Genomic DNA, 17,195 nt, shown 5'->3' on the forward strand with positions numbered 1-17,195 from the left:
TAAATGACTGTATTGACCAATAAAAAAATAAATAATAAGACATTTATTGATAATGTGAAAGAGGTTTTAGCATATATAGGGATATATTCAGTATTGCTGATTTTTGCATTTGTGATACTATATCCAGTTATCTGGATTGTAGGTTCTTCATTTACTGAAGGTTCATCACTGGCAACTGCTACTGCAATCCCAAGAAATCCTTCCCTACGTAATTATATAAGACTATTAGAAGAAACAAAATATAAACAATGGTATCTCAATACTCTAACAATTGCTGTAATAAATATGGGTGTATCAGTGGTGCTCACTGGAACAATGGGATATGTATTTGCTAGATTAAAATTTGCAGGAAAGAAGTTCGGACTGTTATCAATACTTATTCTCCAGATGTTCCCATCTTTTATGGGGATGATTGCAATATATGTACTATTTTTGAATTTTGGATTATTGGACCAGCCATTGGCACTTGTTCTAATTTATGCCACTGGTCAGATACCTTATAATACATGGCTTGTTAAGGGTTATTTGAAAAATGTACCTATATCTCTTGACGAAGCAGCATATATTGATGGGGCAACCAAATTTCAGACATTCAAGAGAATAATACTACCATTAATGTCTCCAATATTAACTTTCGTGGCAGTAACTCAATTTATGGCACCTTGGTTTGATTTCATTTTGCCTAGCTTTTTAATATCTTCAGACGAAAAGAAAACCTTGGCAGTTGGATTATATGAACTTATCAATGGACTAGCCAACAATAATTTTACCATGTTCGCAGCAGGTTCAGTTCTTGTGGCTGCACCAGTAGCATTATTGTACTTATTCTTACAAAAATATCTTGTTGAGGGATTATCAGCAGGAGCTAATAAGGGTTAAAATAAGAGCTACTGTATACAAGTAACTATTGTATATAGTAGCTCTTATTTGCTTAATTATATTCTTCCATTATCACTTTGTAAAAACCAAGTAGGAGAATGGTGCTATGTCAATGGAATATTGTGCTGATAATGAAGTTTTATCAGCACTAAAATATTCCGTATATTCTCCTGCGTAATCTCCAAAATCACAGGTAGTATTAACAGTCTCATTTGAGAGGTTTATAATTGTTATAACAGTATTGTCGTCCTTTTGTCTTATGTAAATCAATATATGATTGTTTGAAGTATTTATAAAAGTCATTTTACTTTGGGTATTATTATTCCAAAGTGCTGGATTCTCTTTTTTGAGATTTATAAGCTTCTTGTAAAAGTCTTGTTTTGACAAATCAGACCAATCAATTTCATCCTTTTCAAAAAATTCAAGACGTTTATTAAGAGATGCTTCCTGTCCTGAATATATAAGAGGAATTCCTGGTGAAGTAAATATAAGCACGTTCATAGCATCCACACAATCACCTAAACGTTCTCCAGTGGTACCATTCCATGAATTTTCATCATGGTTTGTTATAAAGTTCATGGGTAATGAACCATCTGGATAGATTACTGGTACTCTTAGAAGTTCTCTTTTAATGTTGGATGCATACCCATATCCACTAGAGGAATTGTTTATAGTTCCAAATAATGACCATCCGTAATTTGCTTGAAAACCGTTTGATAGAAGACTCATATTGCTTCCGTCTTCAGCCAACATAAAAATAGGTTTTATTGAATTCAATTCTGTAATTGCTTTTTTCCAGAAGTCTACAGGAACTCTACCAGCCACGTCACAACGATAACCATCAATATCTGTTTCTCTAATCCAATAGCTGAGAGCATCAATCATTGCATCCTGCATTTCCAGATTATCATAGTTTAAGTCAGCAACATCTGTCCAGTTGGTACCAGCGGGGTGGATGATCTGACCATCAACTTGTGTATACCATTCAGGGTGATCATAGATCCACTGATTATCCCATCCTGTGTGATTAGGTACCCAGTCCAAAATAACTTTGAAGTCCATTTCATGACATTCTTCAACTAGTTCTTTGAATTCTTGAAAAGTACCAAATTCTGAGTTGACAGCTTTGTAATCTTGTACAGAGTAGTATGAACCTAAGGTGCCGTTACGTTTAACTTCTGAGATTGGATAAATTGGCATAAACCATAGAATTTCTACTCCTAATTCTTTTAAGCGAGGTAAGTGTTCTCTGAAAGCCGATATTGTGCCATCTTCGGTGTATTGCCTTAAGTTGACTTCATAGATAACTGCATCATCAAACCAATCTTTGGAATGTGAATAATTTCCACAACAAGTTAGTGAAACAGTTATACATAGAATAAGTAAGAATACCTTTTTTTGTAACTGCATAAATGTACACCCTTTCTAAAACATCTCTATTATTATAAAACAAATGTAGTAAAATAGCAAGGTTAATCGGTTAAATATTATTTCGGTTATAGTGCAAGTTTTATATATCAAGATGGGATAGAGTACATGGATTAACTATTGCTATAGAGTATATTTAACGTTATAATAAAAAATATCTAAGATAAAGGTGATGAATGGCAATGGCAAAGGTAACTATGAGAGATGTGGCAAAGTATGCAGGTGTTTCTGTAGCAACAGTCTCCAATGTATTAAACCACAATGATCATAAAACAACAGAAGCAACGAGAAATAAAGTATTTTCAGCTGTCAAAAAACTTAATTATAGAATGGATATGACAGCAAGAACTCTGTCAAAAGGAAAATCTAATCTTATTGGGATTTTTATGCCACAGGTTTATGAAAATAATATACCTGGTACTATATTGAAAGAGAATCCTTATTATAGTGAGATTATTAGTGGAATAGAATATAGTGCCAGGATGTTGGGTTATGATATTTTAATTGCATGTATTGGTTCTGCGGAACAAGCCATTGAATTGACCCATAAAAGAATGCTTGATGGTATTGCTATACTAGGTGGTTATGAAGAGGATTTCTGGGATAAAGTCTATACCCTTGAAGTTCCCATTGTAACCATAGACTCTTATGATCATGAAAGAAAAGATGTAATAAATGTAGGCATTGATGATGAATTTGGGGCATACCTTGCTACAAAACACTTATTATCACTTGGACATACAAATATTGCAATAGGTACAGCAATACTTGATTATTCTCCAGTAAATCAGCAACGGTATAAAGGATTTGTCAGTGCATTAACACAAGAAGGTATAGACATTAAAAATTGTCCTGTCATTGAAGAAGAGGTATCTATCAAAGGTGGAATCAATATTGGATATCGTCTTATAAAAGACCATAAAGATGTTACAGCCATATTTATTGTAGCAGATATAATGGCTTATGGTGTAATAAAGACTTTACACCAATTCGGTAAGAATGTACCTGATGATATTTCTATTATTGGATTTGATGATTTAAGTTTTTCTAATTATACAATTCCTGCATTGACTACAGTTCGACAAGATATATACACTAAGGGGGTAGAGACATCCAAATTGCTAATAGGATGTATCGAGGGAAATGCAGAAATTCCCAACTCACTAGTATTGCCGGTTTCAGTAGTAATCAGGGAAACTACTAAGCAAAGAAACAAGTAGATAAATAGAATGAGAGCAATAATAAATATAAGCTAGAAATGCACAGAGCTAATTGACATTTTATCCACTATATGGTAATCTTAAGAGGAATAGACGTCCGAACATATTTCGTAATAAAAATCGCATATTAATATACATATTAAACATATATTTGAAATAAAACCTAACTTTTTTCAACTATATGTTTTTTTATTCTATTATAAATTTCTAGTATCTAAGTATTATTCATATTTTCATTGAAAAATTAAATTTGGGAGGTGGTTTGGATTAAAAAGATTATTATTTGGTTTATAGCTAAGATAATAGGAAGAGGGTTACAAGCAACAGTCAGAATGGATTACAATGCCCGTGAAGAAATTATTAAATGGAAAGATGGTTATACAATTATAATCGACACTTATAAGAATGGACCTAAAATCTGTTTTGTCAAGCAGGGAAATAGTTTATTAAAAAAGAAATATCAGGATGATATGAAAACTGATATTAGAATAATCTTCAAATATACGAATATAGTATATGAAATATTTACAGGACAGATTGGGCTTGACAAGGCATATGCCCAGAATAGAATGATTGTGAAGGGAGATATATTTCAAACACTAAAAATAGTTAGAATGTTTTATATATGTGAATGTTATTTATTTCCAAAATTCATTTGGAAAAAAATTATTACTGAGAAGCCTATATTGACTTCTAATACATTTAACATATATATGGGTACAATATTCGGGTTAAAATAAGGAAGGAGGAGAGACAATATGAATTCAGAGTATTTTGAATATCAAAACCGTGGGAAACTACTTTCAGGAAAAAATGCTATAGACCATATAGCTTATGAACTTAATAATATGATGTGTAAGAAACCGCTTATTATTACTGATAAGATGTTAGTTAAATTTGGTCATGTAAATATATTATTGAAAGCCTTAAAAGAAGGGGATATAGATAATCCATTAATATATGATGATGTACCAGCGGATTCAAGTGTAGAAGTCTGTAATGCTATTGCCAGTATTTATAGAGAAAATGAATGCGATTGCTTGATAGCACTTGGAGGAGGTTCGGTTCTAGATACTTCCAAAGGAGTTAATTTGACACTATCATCGGGAGCAGATAACTTATTGGATATAATGGGACTTGGTATCATACAAAGAAAAACTGTACCGTCGATTATGATACCAACTACTTCAGGAACAGGTTCAGAAGCAACTTTAGTAGCGGTAATAGCTGATAAATTACAAAATGTAAAAATGGAATTTATCTCATATAATTTAGTCCCAGATGTAGCTATACTGGACCCAAGAATGACATTGACACTACCACCAAAATTAACAGCGGCAACTGGTTTTGATGCTTTAGTTCATGCTATTGAGGCTTATACATGTAAACAAAAGAATCCAATAAGTGATGTTTTTGCTATAAGAGCTATAAAATTCATTTGCGACAATCTAATAAGAGGAGTAGTTGATGGTAAGGATGAAGATGCCAGACTTGCTTTAGCTAATGCATCATATATGGCTGGTACAGCTTTTTCTAATTCCATGGTTGGTATGGTTCATGCAATAGGTCACGCCCTTGGAGGAGTTTGTCATATACCCCATGGATATGCAATGTCTATTTTACTTCCTTACTGTATGGAATATAATTATGATGCGGTTGGTAATCTTTATGGTGAACTTTTACAATATTTTGTAGGAATAGAAGAAACAGCTGTAACCCCAAGGAATGAACGTGGAAAAAGATGTATTGAAGAAATCAGGGAAATGTTGAAAAAGTTGAATGAAGTGGGTGGATTACCTATCCGCCTTAGAGATGTGAATGTTTCAAAAGATGACTTTGAAAAAATAGTTGAAAATGCCATAAATGATGGAGCAGCAATAGTTAATTATAGAAATGTAAGTAAAGAAGCAGTGTTTGCCATATTAAATCAAGCTTATTAAGTTTATTGCCATAATTTTATTAGGCTGTCTTATAATAAGTTTAGTATCATCGTATAAGAAATATTTTATATTCTTTATGATGATGTTAAATAATTATTATGAGATAGTCTTTTTTTATTATATAATAAGTTGCTAGAACAGTAGTTAAGCAGGATAAATTAGTATCATATATTGAAATTCAAATATTGTTATATAATTATAAGATATTAAGATGTAACAACAATATTAATATCTTATGGTTGTGTAAAATATTTCTAAAAGTATATAATACTACTTGAATAAAGGAGTATTTTTGTATTAAATATAAAGATTTCAATATAAAATAATTATTTTTTAATAGAAACAAATACATAATAATTGTTTATGGGGAAGGTTATATAGTTATTTGTTACTTAGCTTATATGTGAACTGTCTTTTGAGATGGATAAGTAGAAAGGAGGAAAGTGAAAATATTAAGTTATTAAATTTATATATGTAAATTATCCATTTCCACAGTTTATTCCACATATAGATACATTAAAATTTATAGGCTTGGGAGGAAAATTATATGAAGAAAATGGTAGGAGTTTTTATGGCTTTAATTATGCTGGTGGGTACATTAGCATATAGTGAACCAATAAAAGTAATGGCTGCAGATGATGATTATTCAAGATGCCAAGATTTTGAAGGTGCTAATGTTCCTAGTAATTGGCAAACTGTTAATGGTGGTTCTGTTGAAGTAAGTGATAATCATTATAAACATGGGACCAATTCACTTTTATGGAACTTTGTTTCCGATTCTAAGTTAAGGGTAGACAATCCACTATATCTTAGTGAAGCAGGTGCTAAGAAAAGAGGCGGAATGAAAATATGGATATATAATGAAAATCCAATAAATGATAAGGTTACCTTTAAATTCGGTGGTGAATCTTCTCTAGATATAGACAATCCACATTATAAATTTGATGTAAATATTAACTTCAAAGGTTGGAGAGCTATATGGGTCAAATTTCAGCAAGAAGGTGATAACCCTAATTATAGTGGCAATGACAATGATCCACTAGAGATCATGGATATAGTCGCTCCTAGTGAAGCAGGAAGTCTTTATTTTGATATTGTTGAATTTGTTAATGAAATGCCAAAAAGCCGTAGTGCAGATTATCAAATGCCAAAAGTAGGAGTATCAGATATTGAAACTGCAATGTATTGGGATATGGCATATTATTATAGTGAGTTAACACCATCTTTGCCAGAAGAGACAGAGATTACTCAAGAACAAATTAACGCCTTTAATAATATTGAAGCAAAATATGAAAAATGGATTTTTGGTGAAAATATAGATTTGACAAAAGAACCTCTAAGTATAAGAAATAATGCTTTACAACAATTCATTACAGAAGGTTTGCAAGCATATGAGAAATTAAATATTGTTAAACATGCTGATGGCAGAATTACAGGAGAACCACTATTCTCATCTCGTGACCCACATTTAATGAAATTTGGTGTAGATGTAAGTAGAGCAGTATTACTACCATTAGTCTATGATTATAAAATAAATGGAAATGATTCAAGTAAAGAAAAATTCTTTGATACTCTAGATTATATGAATGACCAAGGTTGGGCATATGGAAGCGGACTTGGAACAATGGATCATGAAACAAATAAGCATAATGGATATTTTCATGCTATATATTTGATGAAGGATGAGTTAGCTGCAACTAATAGACTTGAAAGAGAAAGAGAGACTATTTTTTGGCAAACAATCTTTGGTAAAACATTTGAGGAGAATATAGACCAAGAAGAAGTAACATCAGATGAATTAAGAACAAAATTCATGTATAACCTATTATATGTACTTATCATGGAAGATACTCCAGAGAAGGTACGTTATATGAAAGGGTTAGTTAATTACTATAATATAGCTCTTACAATAGCACCAGGGTATTCTGATACAATAAAGAGTGATTATTCATTATATCACCATAGAGGTACTTATCTTTCTGCATATGGTGTAAATGGTATTCATATGGCATCATTGATAGCTTATTTGTTAAGTGATACTACATTTGCTTTATCAGAAAATAGTACTAATAATATAAAAAATTCTTTATTACATGCACGTATATATGCAAACCAGTATAACGTACCAGCAGGAGCTAGTGGTAGATTACCAGATGTTACAGGAGTAGTTTCAAAACTTGTACCAGCATATGCTTATATGGCACTTGCAGCTAATCCTATTGATGAAGAGATGGCTACAGCTTTTATGAAATTATGGAAACCTGATTCAACATATCTAAAAGATGGATTGTTCCCATTAGCTAATACATATTCTGTTCATTACTTAAATACAATGGGTGGGTTGCAATTAGCAGTTGAATTATCAGAAAGGGGATATCAAGCTGAAAGTACACCACAGGGAACTTGGGTATATCCATATTCAAGTCTAGCAATAAACAGGCAAGGAGAAGCTATGGTGGCTGTAAAAGGATATAGCCAATATGTCTGGGATTATGAATCATCTAATAAATTTGACCCACAAACGTTAACTCAATTAAAAGAAAATGTATATGGTAAATATCAATCATATGGAAGTATACAGATTAATGGAAGCGGTAATCCAATAGGAACAATAGAAAGCGGTTATAACCTAGATAATGGTTGGGATTGGAATAGATGGCCTGGAGCAACAACAAAACATTTACCATTATCAGAACTTATATTTACTGGTGGTCATGCGAATCATAGACGTTTCAGCGACCAAACTTTTGTTGGTGGGAGTACATTGCAGAATCAGTATGGTGTTTTTGGTATGAAATTACATGACATCCATGATGACACAAGTTTTAGAGCTAATAAATCAATTTTCTTCTTAGGAGATACAATAGTATGTTTAGGTTCAGATATTGAAAATAATGATAGTATCAATCCAACTGAAACAACATTATTCCAAGCATATATGAACAATAGTACAATGCCATTTTGGTATAATTCCAGTAACGAGATTACTAGTGATACTTATTCAGAACAAGTAAATACTCATGACTCAGCTTGGTTGATTGACCCATACAATAACGGATATTATATACCAGATGCCAATGGACTTTTTATACAAAGAGGAGTTCAAAACTCTAGGGATAATAGAGATTCTTTAGATACTTCAGGAAATTATACAACAGCTTGGATTAATCATGGAACAAATCCTAATGGTGAAGGTTATGAATATGCCATTAAATTAGGCGCTACTCCACAACAGATGGAAACATTTGTTAGTAATCCATCATATCAAGTGCTACAAAAAGACGTTGATGCACATATTGTAACTGATTCATCCTTGAATGTTACAGGATATGCAATAATGAATCAAAACAATGTTATAGATCATGGATATTTAAAAAATGTAAGTGTACCTTGTATGGTAATGACTAAAGATCTCAATGAAGACGAAATAGTACTTAGTATGAGTGATCCAGACCTTAGGTTACCAAAGTTTGATAAACATAAAGATATAACTTCTGATGCCATTAGAGTACCAAGTACTCAAAATATAGCTACTCTTACAATAAGAGGAGAATGGCAGCTTAAGAATCCATCTGATGAAGCTAGGATTATAACTTCTAATACAGATACAACAATTGAATTTGATTGTGTTGATGGTAAAAACATAGAAATAGAATTGGTAAAGGGTTCAGGAAATGGTCAAACTCCAACACCAGTAACATTGAATCCTACAGAGGATACTTATGTTAGAGATGGTAATTATGGAGATCAGAATTATGGGACAGTAGCATTAAGAGTAAAAGGTGGTTCCACTAATAATAATAGAGAAACTATCATGAAATTTGATATGACCAATGTTAGCGTAGATGCTAAAACTGCTGAACTTAAAATATATCCTACAAAAGTGACAGGAGTAGTACCAGTATCCATCTATGCTGTAACAGATGATTCATGGAATGAAAGCAGTATATCCTATAATAATAAACCAGATGTGACTACCAAAATTACTACTGTCAATATAGATGAGCCAAATAAATGGTATACATTTGATATAACTCAATTCGTTAATAGTGAATTGCAAGGGGATAAAGTGATGACATTGTACTTTGTAGATGATACTGTATCTGGTAATACATTGGTTTTTGATAGTAGAGAAGACATTAATGGTCCACAATTAACTATATCATATTAGTATAAATATTCATTTCACCTTTTGTTTTTTACAGCATTGTAGTATAATAATGAATTAATAAATGATTTGTACTAATTCGTATTAATTATATTAATAATTATTTACTATAAATAGAAAAGGTGATCGAAATGCCAATTAAAGTTGACAATAATTTACCAGCTAAACAAGTTCTAAAGCAAGAAAATATATTTGTAATGGATGAAGATAGAGCTATGCGTCAGGATATACGTCCTTTGCAGATTGCTATACTTAATTTGATGCCATTAAAACAGGCTACAGAGACTCAGTTGTTACGTCTACTCAGTAATACACCTTTACAAGTTGAAATTACTCTATTGCATCCTGAATCTTATGAGTCCAAAAATACATCCAAGGAGCATTTATTGAGTTTTTATACAATCTTTAAGGAGATAAGACATAGAAAATTTGATGGTATGATAATAACTGGTGCACCAGTGGAACATATGGATTATGAACAAGTTGGATATTGGGATGAGTTAAAAGAGATTATGGAATGGACTAAAACCAATGTTACATCAACTTTTCACATATGTTGGGGAGCACAAGCGGGATTATATTATCATTATGGAGTTAATAAGCATATGCTTTCTAATAAAATGTTTGGTATATTCAAGCATAATGTATTAAAGCCTAACTATAAATTATTACGAGGATTCAATGATAGCTTTTTTGTTCCACATTCAAGACATACAGGAGTTAATAGAGAGGATATCATTAATAATCCTGAATTAGAACTTTTATCGGAATCCAATGAGGCAGGAGTATATATTGTTATGTCCAAAGATGCTAAACAGATATTCGTTACTGGACATTCAGAGTATGATCCTCTTACTTTAAAACAAGAATATTTTAGAGATAAGGAAAAAGGTATGGACGTGAAGTTACCTAAGAACTATTTTCCTTACGATGATGAAAATCAGTATCCTAAGGTATCTTGGAGAGCACATGCTCATCTTATATATTCAAACTGGTTGAATTATTATGTATATCAGCAAACGCCATACCAAATGGAAGAAATTGGTGAGGAAAGCTAGGTTTTACAGGGGTTACAGCGATTATTGAAACTCGTAAAGTATCGTAAGTTATCGTAGCTTATGGGGCCAAATTGGTGTCATTTGGTGTCAAAATGGTGTCGGAAGGTATTGAATTGGTGTCAAAAATTTTGATGTATTTAATTAATATTTTAATGATATTGAACTTATAATGGTTATATAATTTATAGTGAAATTTTAAATGAAAAACGAGAACTCTGGTAATTATCAGTTGCTCTCGTTTTTTTATTGAAAGATAATTATTCAAAAATAATTAACAAAGTGGGTAAGTAATAATTTCTGTAATCTGTTGAAGACTGTAGTACGACTACGTCGTCAAACCCATTAATTTTACTAGTGTTTAAGGAGTTTTATGATTTGCCAGTTTTCTGTTACTTTTTTTTATTATTAAAAATTGTCATGAAAATCCATAGCAAAAATTCTCAGGATATTTTTATTTGACAAAAATGATATATGGTGATAAAATTATGGAAATAAATAATAAAGGCGAAGAAGAGAAGTAGTAAATATACTTGTATTGTTCAGAGAGAAGATGGGTGGTGCGAATCTTCACAAGCAATATATTGAAGCAGTCTCGGAGCTTTGAACCGAAATAATAGTAGACTTCAACGGAAATCCACCGTTATCATAGGATAGAGTATCGGTAATTGAGTTGCCTGTACTTGATGAGTGTAGAGATTATCTCTGAATTTAGGTGGTACCACGGATTAAGAATTCGCCCTAAGCTATTAAAAGCTTAGGGTTTTTTGTATTAATGAATACCACAGGCTATGCCTGTGGTTCTAAAAAGCTTATAGCTATGAGTAGAAAAAAATAACCTCCAATGCTAAGATAGAAGCAGGTTTGCCGACCGCATCTATAATAGACAAAGGAGGAAGTCCAAATGGACAACAAAAGTTTAGCACATACCAAATGGAATTGCAAATATCATATAGTATTTGCACCAAAATACAGACGTCAAATAATTTATGGAAAGATAAAAAAAGATATTGGGCAGATAATTCGTAAATTATGTGAGTATAAAGGCGTAGAAATAATAGAAGCAAATGCATGTAAAGATCACATACATATGTTAGTAAGTGTACCACCTAAATTAAGTGTATCACAGTTTGTAGGATATCTAAAAGGAAAAAGTTCGCTGATGATATTTGACAGACATGCTAATTTAAAATATAAATATGGGAATAGAAAATTTTGGTGTAAAGGATATTTTGTAGATACAGTAGGAAGGAACAAGAAGGCAATAGAACAGTATATAAGAAATCAATTACAAGAAGATATAGCCTCAGATCAATTAAGTCTGAAGGAATATATTGACCCGTTTACGGGTAAGCCGATAATAAAAGGCTAATGAAAACACCTTTAGGTGTAACTTGAGAATAGATGCAGTTGGCAGACTATTCAATGAGTCTTGAGACTCAGCTAGTAATATACCCTTATAGGGTAAGTGCAAACCACCCGTTTTACGGGTGGTGGTGATTAATGCAATCTTATAAGAAAGGATAATGGTTATGACAGCAAATGAATTAAGAAAACTATATGTATCATACTACAAAGAAAGGGGACATCAGTTAGCCGCAGCTGCATCTTTAGTGCCTGAAAATGATGCAAGTGTATTATATACCTCAGCTGGCATGCAACCACTTGTTCCTTATCTTTTAGGAAAAGAGCATCCATTGGGGAAACGTCTTGTGAATGTACAAAGATGTGTAAGAACAGGAGATATAGAGGAGGTAGGTGATGATTATCACTTAACTGTCTTTGAAATGCTAGGAAACTGGTCTTTAGGTGATTATTTTAAAAAAGAGGCAATTACTATGAGCTTTGAATTTCTTACAGAGAAACTTAATATACCTGTTTCTAACCTTGCAGTAACAGTTTACAAAGGAAATGATAAAGTGCCATATGATGCTGAAGCTATTCAGACATGGTTAGAGCTAGGATTAAGTAAAGAACAGATTTTTTGTTATGGAGATGATGAAAACTGGTGGGGACCGGCTGGAGAGACAGGTCCATGTGGTCCTGATTCAGAAATGTTCTATGTAAATGATTTACCTGATTGTAGTGAGGAGTGTGGACCAGACTGTAGTTGTGGAAAGTATGTTGAATTAGGGAATAATGTTTTTATGACATATAACAAAGATAAAGATGGTAATCTTACTGAACTAAAGCAAAAGAACGTTGATGTGGGTTTAGGATTTGAAAGATTATTAATTCTAGCAAATAATCTACAAAATGTATATGAAACAGATTTATTTGTTCCATTAATCAATAAATTGGAAGAAATAAGTGAGGTATCATATGATAAAAGCAATGAAAAGACTTATAAAATCATATGTGAACATACTAGGGCTGCTGTATTTATTCTTGCTGATCCAAAGAATATTGTTCCATCAAATTCAGAACAAGGCTATATACTTAGACGACTTATTCGACGTACTATTCGTATGATTCATAAGTTAGGTGTTAAAAAGAATATATTACCTGAATTAGCGCAAGAAGTTATTGAAATATATGGAGAAGCATATCCTGAGATTAAGTTATGCAGAGAAACTATCATTGAAGAGTTGAAAAAGGAATATGATAAATTCGATAAAACTCTTCAAAGTGGATTGAAAATGGCAAACAAATATTTTGGGAAATTACAAGCTGGTGAATGTTTGAACGGTCAACAAGCTTTTAAATTATACGATACCTATGGTTTCCCTATTGAATTCACATTAGAATTAGCAGGGGAAAAAGAAATTATTGTTGACGTAGAGGGGTTTAAAGGAAAGTTTGAAGAGCACCAGGAGAAATCCAGAAGTGGAGCTGCTGGGAAATTCAAAGGAGGGTTGGCAGAACATAATCGTAACAGTGTTAGACTACACACCGCAACGCATTTGCTCAATAGTGCGCTTCGTCAAGTTCTGGGAGATTCGGTTTTTCAAAGAGGAAGCCACATCAATTCTGAACGACTAAGATTTGATTTTTCTTTTCATAGAAAGTTATCTGAAGAAGAGATAAGTCAGGTAGAAAGCATTGTTAATAAGGCTATCAATGAGAGTATTGATATTAATTGTATTGAAATGAATGTAGAAGATGCTAAAGAAAGTGGAGCAATAGGAATCTTTGAATCAAAATATGGTGACGTTGTTAAAGTTTATGTTATTCCAGGATATTCATTAGAAATATGTGGTGGACCACATGTTTCTAATACAGCTGAACTTAGGTATTTTAAAATAATTAAAGAGCAAAGTTCTTCTTCAGGTGTAAGAAGAATAAAAGCTATTGTTGATTTGGATTAATGTAACAACTGAAGAAGAATAAGTATACCGTATAGAAAAATATAGTTTTTTAAATCGTACTTTCCCCCAATAATCTTTAATAGTTTTCTATACAATTGTGATGTTCCAAGAATATATTTTAAGGAAAATAAACGGTATAAAATAATATGTTTAGATGTAAACCTAGAAGTTAGGTAACAGAATCAATTAGTATTCTATTCTGCACGAAATTTATTTGACATAAAGTTGTATTTTAGCAATAATAGGAAGTATGACAGACAAATTTATATGTTAATTACGGAGGTATTATGGATAAAGACTTTGAAAAAGTAATACAAGAATTAAAATTACAACTGTTGCCTAATGACATATGGGATAATCTTCCTAGCGGAGATTTTCCTCTTAACGTAGGAAATTATCAGAAATTTAATTTTGAAATTAGACCTCGTGAAAAATGTCACTATAAAGGACATTTCCACGTTAAAGCAGGTGAATTCAGTGGAAGTTATTTAATTGTACCTGTCCAAAAAAGGGATGGTAATTTTTCTTCGAAGGATAATAAAATAATTATAAATTGGGGAATTGCACATCAAGATATACTAATTTGTAAATGGAATTCACTTCATCCTGACAAGGAGATAATAATTAATGGATAATACTTTTCTTCAAAAAAGCTGTAATTATTCGTGGTTTAGTGGGACCGATATAATTGTATATGATTTGTATAAAAAATATGCAGAATCGTACTTAATTACAAAAGGAATTCAAAAATTATTGACTTTTGACTATATACGATCTCCTTATATTGATGCCGTAATTAATACAATGGATAACAAAAAAATAAAATTATATGTAACCGAAGGAACATTATTAAGAATATACGAAATCTTTTATAAGCTTAATCTATGTACAGATATATGTCAATGTAAGTTTACTTATTCTAAGGAAAATATTAAAAGAATAAAACTAATATCAAGAGATGAAGAAAACAGAGAAATTCCTGTTATTTTCCACATTAATGCTGATAGTAGAGTAAATGCAATAGCTGAATATATGTCAATGTTTGCTGTCAAGTTTGTTATTTTACATGAACTAGGTCATTATTTAAATGGCCATTGCGGATATTCAAGATCAGTTAACCAAAACAAATTTACATTTCATCTAAACGAACCAATACATATTAAGCTATCCTCTAAACAATCTAAAGCATTAGAAGTAGATGCGGATTCATATGCTGCTTGTTTTCTTTTTCAAGAAATGGAAGAATTAATAAAAAATGATGATTATATTCTTTCTTTAGTTGAAGGTAAAATTGATGTTTACAGGCTTTTTGCAGCGGGCATACAAGGTGTATGTTGTCTGATGGGCATCGATAACAAAATAAGCAATACTCATCCTAAGTCATCAGTAAGAGCTTGTTTATGCATAGATGGAGCATGTAGACTAATAAATGATAATGATTATAAAGACGAAATATTTAAAACTATTGCCAACGTTGTTAGTTTTTTTAATACTTTAAATAATGTAGATAAGGATAAATTTGTTAACGATATGGTGTCTTATGGCAGAGAGGCAAAAGAGATTGAAGATTGTTGGCGCAAAGATATGTATTATAAAGTAAAACAATTTGCCTTATCATATATTTCTAATTATTAAAAATTATGATATTAGGGTATCAACAATAAAAACAACCACTGTTTTTAGGTGTCTATGAGGCTTTTATATATTATTCTAATTCAATTGATATAGAATAGTTAATAGCTACATAAAGAGAGCACTTTTTTAGTACATAATTGAACTTAGGTTAATGTTTTAAATAGGCAAATTAAACGATTTTTAATTAATGGCTAATGGCAGCTTCCATTGATTCCATCACCTAACAAAATGTCTCCGTACGCTACGCACATTCCTTAACTGGGTGCGAGCATTGCCAAGAAGAGGGGCTCAGCGGGTCCAGTTCAGTAACGTTGGAAACAAGGTACGATATGAATGACTAATATAAAGTCCTAAGAAGTAGATAAAAGAGTCTATTTTTTAGGATTTTTTTATTTGATATATAAACTGCAATAAATCTTGCCAATCATAATACAAACAAAAACGATGAAACCTTGAGATAGGTTGTCTAACATAGGTATAATCAAATTATAGAGAAGATAAAAAGGAGGATAAACCATGAGTAAGATAATAGCTATTGCATCACAGAAGGGTGGCGTTGGTAAAAGTACAACCTGTAGAAATTTAGCAACTATATTAGCTAATCAAGGGTATAGGGTATTAGCAGTTGATTGTGACAATCAAGCGAGCATGACGGATTGCTTTGGAATAGAGAACCCTCATAAGTTAGATAATACGTTATATCATCTAATGATGAAGGTTATAACAGATAATGACCTTCCACCTAGGGAAGAATACGTTATCAAAAAAGAAGGTGTGGATATAATACCAAGTAGTATAGAATTATCGGCAGTAGATATTAACTTAGTATCAACAATGAGTAGGGAATATGTGCTTAAGACAATCATTGACGAGATAAAGGACTATTATGATTACATTCTTCTTGATTGTATGCCCTCATTAGGACTAATGACAGTCAATGTGTTAGCAACTTGTGACAGTGTATTAATTCCTGCAACACCAGAATATCTATCTGCAAAAGGACTTGAGCTTCTGCTAATAACAATATATAAACTCAAAAGACGTATTAACAAAAGAATCACATTTGAGGGTATACTCTTAACCATGTTTGATGATCGGACGAATTTATCTAAGAATATATATAAAATGCTTCAAGACTCCTATGGCGAGAATATCAAGATATTTAATACTAAGATACCAAAGTCAGTTAAAGTGGGGGAAGCCAATCTTAAAAGCATGAGCATTGTAGAGTATATGCCAAATAATAAAGCAGCTAAAGCTTATCAAGAATTTGCACAAGAATTGGTAAGTTAACATTGTTCACTGAGTAAATTCATATAAAAATATTATGAAGGACAACGGTTTAAATTCCTATTCTTTTCACTGAATAACCGTTGTCCTATTTTTATGTTTAAAACCAAGTTTGTAAGTTTGAGAGCATCAATAATTAAAAGAAAATATGATTTGTGGAAGGAGATGTTAAATTGAATAAAGCTGATATCAAAAAAGGTGAAGCTCTTCATGACGATATTTGGAGATGATTGTGTTAAGAAAGCAAAAAATACTTAAGATGAACAGTTAAG

Annotated in this window: 12 protein-coding genes and 1 other annotated feature; of the genes, 11 read left to right on the forward strand and 1 reads right to left on the reverse strand. The window is 31.7% G+C overall.

What is annotated here, in order from left to right; all coding sequences use genetic code 11:
• The first annotated feature begins 3 nt into the window (after window positions 1–3).
• Window positions 4–879 carry a sugar ABC transporter permease gene (locus tag HYG85_RS20115; protein ID WP_212691160.1) on the forward strand — a complete coding sequence of 292 codons (876 nt, stop codon included), beginning with the start codon at window positions 4–6 and terminating at the stop codon, window positions 877–879.
• 72 nt (window positions 880–951) lie between these two features.
• Here HYG85_RS20115 and HYG85_RS20120 read toward each other — a convergent pair whose 3' ends face one another.
• The gene (locus HYG85_RS20120; RefSeq protein ID WP_212691161.1) at window positions 952–2,289 is read right to left on the reverse strand and encodes an alpha-amylase family glycosyl hydrolase; all 1,338 of its coding nucleotides are present in this window, start codon (window positions 2,287–2,289) and stop codon (window positions 952–954) included.
• A 200-nt stretch (window positions 2,290–2,489) separates the two neighbouring features.
• Here HYG85_RS20120 and HYG85_RS20125 point away from each other — a divergent pair, with 200 nt between their 5' ends.
• The 10 genes from HYG85_RS20125 to HYG85_RS20170 all read left to right on the forward strand — a co-directional run bounded on the left by HYG85_RS20125 (window position 2,490) and on the right by HYG85_RS20170 (window position 16,926).
• Window positions 2,490–3,527, forward strand: coding sequence for a LacI family DNA-binding transcriptional regulator (locus tag HYG85_RS20125; RefSeq protein WP_212691162.1), 1,038 nt, complete (start codon window positions 2,490–2,492; stop codon window positions 3,525–3,527).
• 257 nt (window positions 3,528–3,784) lie between these two features.
• On the forward strand, window positions 3,785–4,267 hold the full coding sequence (locus HYG85_RS20130) for a hypothetical protein (RefSeq protein ID WP_212691163.1): 483 nt from the start codon (window positions 3,785–3,787) through the stop codon (window positions 4,265–4,267).
• Between the two features lie 18 nt (window positions 4,268–4,285).
• Window positions 4,286–5,467 carry an iron-containing alcohol dehydrogenase gene (locus HYG85_RS20135; RefSeq protein ID WP_212691164.1) on the forward strand — a complete coding sequence of 394 codons (1,182 nt, stop codon included), beginning with the start codon at window positions 4,286–4,288 and terminating at the stop codon, window positions 5,465–5,467.
• Between the two features lie 547 nt (window positions 5,468–6,014).
• Complete coding sequence (locus HYG85_RS20140) at window positions 6,015–9,638, forward strand: chondroitinase family polysaccharide lyase (RefSeq protein ID WP_212691165.1); 3,624 nt, start codon at window positions 6,015–6,017, stop codon at window positions 9,636–9,638.
• Window positions 9,639–9,766: 128 nt separating this feature from the next.
• On the forward strand, window positions 9,767–10,693 hold the full coding sequence (gene metA / locus HYG85_RS20145) for a homoserine O-acetyltransferase MetA (protein WP_212691166.1): 927 nt from the start codon (window positions 9,767–9,769) through the stop codon (window positions 10,691–10,693).
• Window positions 10,694–11,191: 498 nt separating this feature from the next.
• Window positions 11,192–11,437 (forward strand) — a binding site (T-box leader).
• 157 nt (window positions 11,438–11,594) lie between these two features.
• Window positions 11,595–12,062 carry an IS200/IS605 family transposase gene (gene tnpA, locus HYG85_RS20150; RefSeq protein ID WP_212691167.1) on the forward strand — a complete coding sequence of 156 codons (468 nt, stop codon included), beginning with the start codon at window positions 11,595–11,597 and terminating at the stop codon, window positions 12,060–12,062.
• Between the two features lie 160 nt (window positions 12,063–12,222).
• Complete coding sequence (locus HYG85_RS20155) at window positions 12,223–13,998, forward strand: alanine--tRNA ligase (RefSeq protein WP_212691168.1); 1,776 nt, start codon at window positions 12,223–12,225, stop codon at window positions 13,996–13,998.
• A gap of 287 nt (window positions 13,999–14,285) precedes the next feature.
• A complete protein-coding gene (locus tag HYG85_RS20160; protein WP_212691169.1) occupies window positions 14,286–14,633 on the forward strand; it encodes a DUF4160 domain-containing protein in 348 nt (115 codons plus the stop codon).
• Window positions 14,626–15,633: a M48 family metalloprotease gene (locus tag HYG85_RS20165; RefSeq protein ID WP_212691170.1), complete on the forward strand. Its 1,008-nt coding sequence runs from the start codon at window positions 14,626–14,628 to the stop codon at window positions 15,631–15,633. The genes HYG85_RS20160 and HYG85_RS20165 overlap by 8 nt, the downstream gene beginning before the upstream one ends.
• A 516-nt stretch (window positions 15,634–16,149) precedes the next feature.
• The gene (locus HYG85_RS20170) at window positions 16,150–16,926 is read left to right on the forward strand and encodes a ParA family protein (RefSeq protein WP_212691171.1); all 777 of its coding nucleotides are present in this window, start codon (window positions 16,150–16,152) and stop codon (window positions 16,924–16,926) included.
• Window positions 16,927–17,195: the final 269 nt, after the last annotated feature.

Origin of the sequence: Vallitalea guaymasensis, assembly GCF_018141425.1 — a bacterium.
In the GTDB taxonomy this organism is placed as follows: Bacteria; Bacillota; Clostridia; order Lachnospirales; family Vallitaleaceae; genus Vallitalea; species Vallitalea guaymasensis.

What these genes read in the sequence shown, in the direction of transcription:
- metA (WP_212691166.1), top strand. Translation starts at nt 9,767, where the DNA reads ATGCCAATTAAAGTTGACAATAATTTACCAGCTAAACAAGTTCTAAAG.
- tnpA (WP_212691167.1), top strand. Translation starts at nt 11,595, where the DNA reads ATGGACAACAAAAGTTTAGCACATACCAAATGGAATTGCAAATATCAT.
- HYG85_RS20155 (WP_212691168.1), top strand. Translation starts at nt 12,223, where the DNA reads ATGACAGCAAATGAATTAAGAAAACTATATGTATCATACTACAAAGAA.
- HYG85_RS20120 (WP_212691161.1), bottom strand. Translation starts at nt 2,289, where the DNA reads ATGCAGTTACAAAAAAAGGTATTCTTACTTATTCTATGTATAACTGTT.
- HYG85_RS20135 (WP_212691164.1), top strand. Translation starts at nt 4,286, where the DNA reads ATGAATTCAGAGTATTTTGAATATCAAAACCGTGGGAAACTACTTTCA.
- HYG85_RS20115 (WP_212691160.1), top strand. Translation starts at nt 4, where the DNA reads ATGACTGTATTGACCAATAAAAAAATAAATAATAAGACATTTATTGAT.
- HYG85_RS20170 (WP_212691171.1), top strand. Translation starts at nt 16,150, where the DNA reads ATGAGTAAGATAATAGCTATTGCATCACAGAAGGGTGGCGTTGGTAAA.
- HYG85_RS20165 (WP_212691170.1), top strand. Translation starts at nt 14,626, where the DNA reads ATGGATAATACTTTTCTTCAAAAAAGCTGTAATTATTCGTGGTTTAGT.
- HYG85_RS20125 (WP_212691162.1), top strand. Translation starts at nt 2,490, where the DNA reads ATGGCAAAGGTAACTATGAGAGATGTGGCAAAGTATGCAGGTGTTTCT.
- HYG85_RS20140 (WP_212691165.1), top strand. Translation starts at nt 6,015, where the DNA reads ATGAAGAAAATGGTAGGAGTTTTTATGGCTTTAATTATGCTGGTGGGT.
- HYG85_RS20160 (WP_212691169.1), top strand. Translation starts at nt 14,286, where the DNA reads ATGGATAAAGACTTTGAAAAAGTAATACAAGAATTAAAATTACAACTG.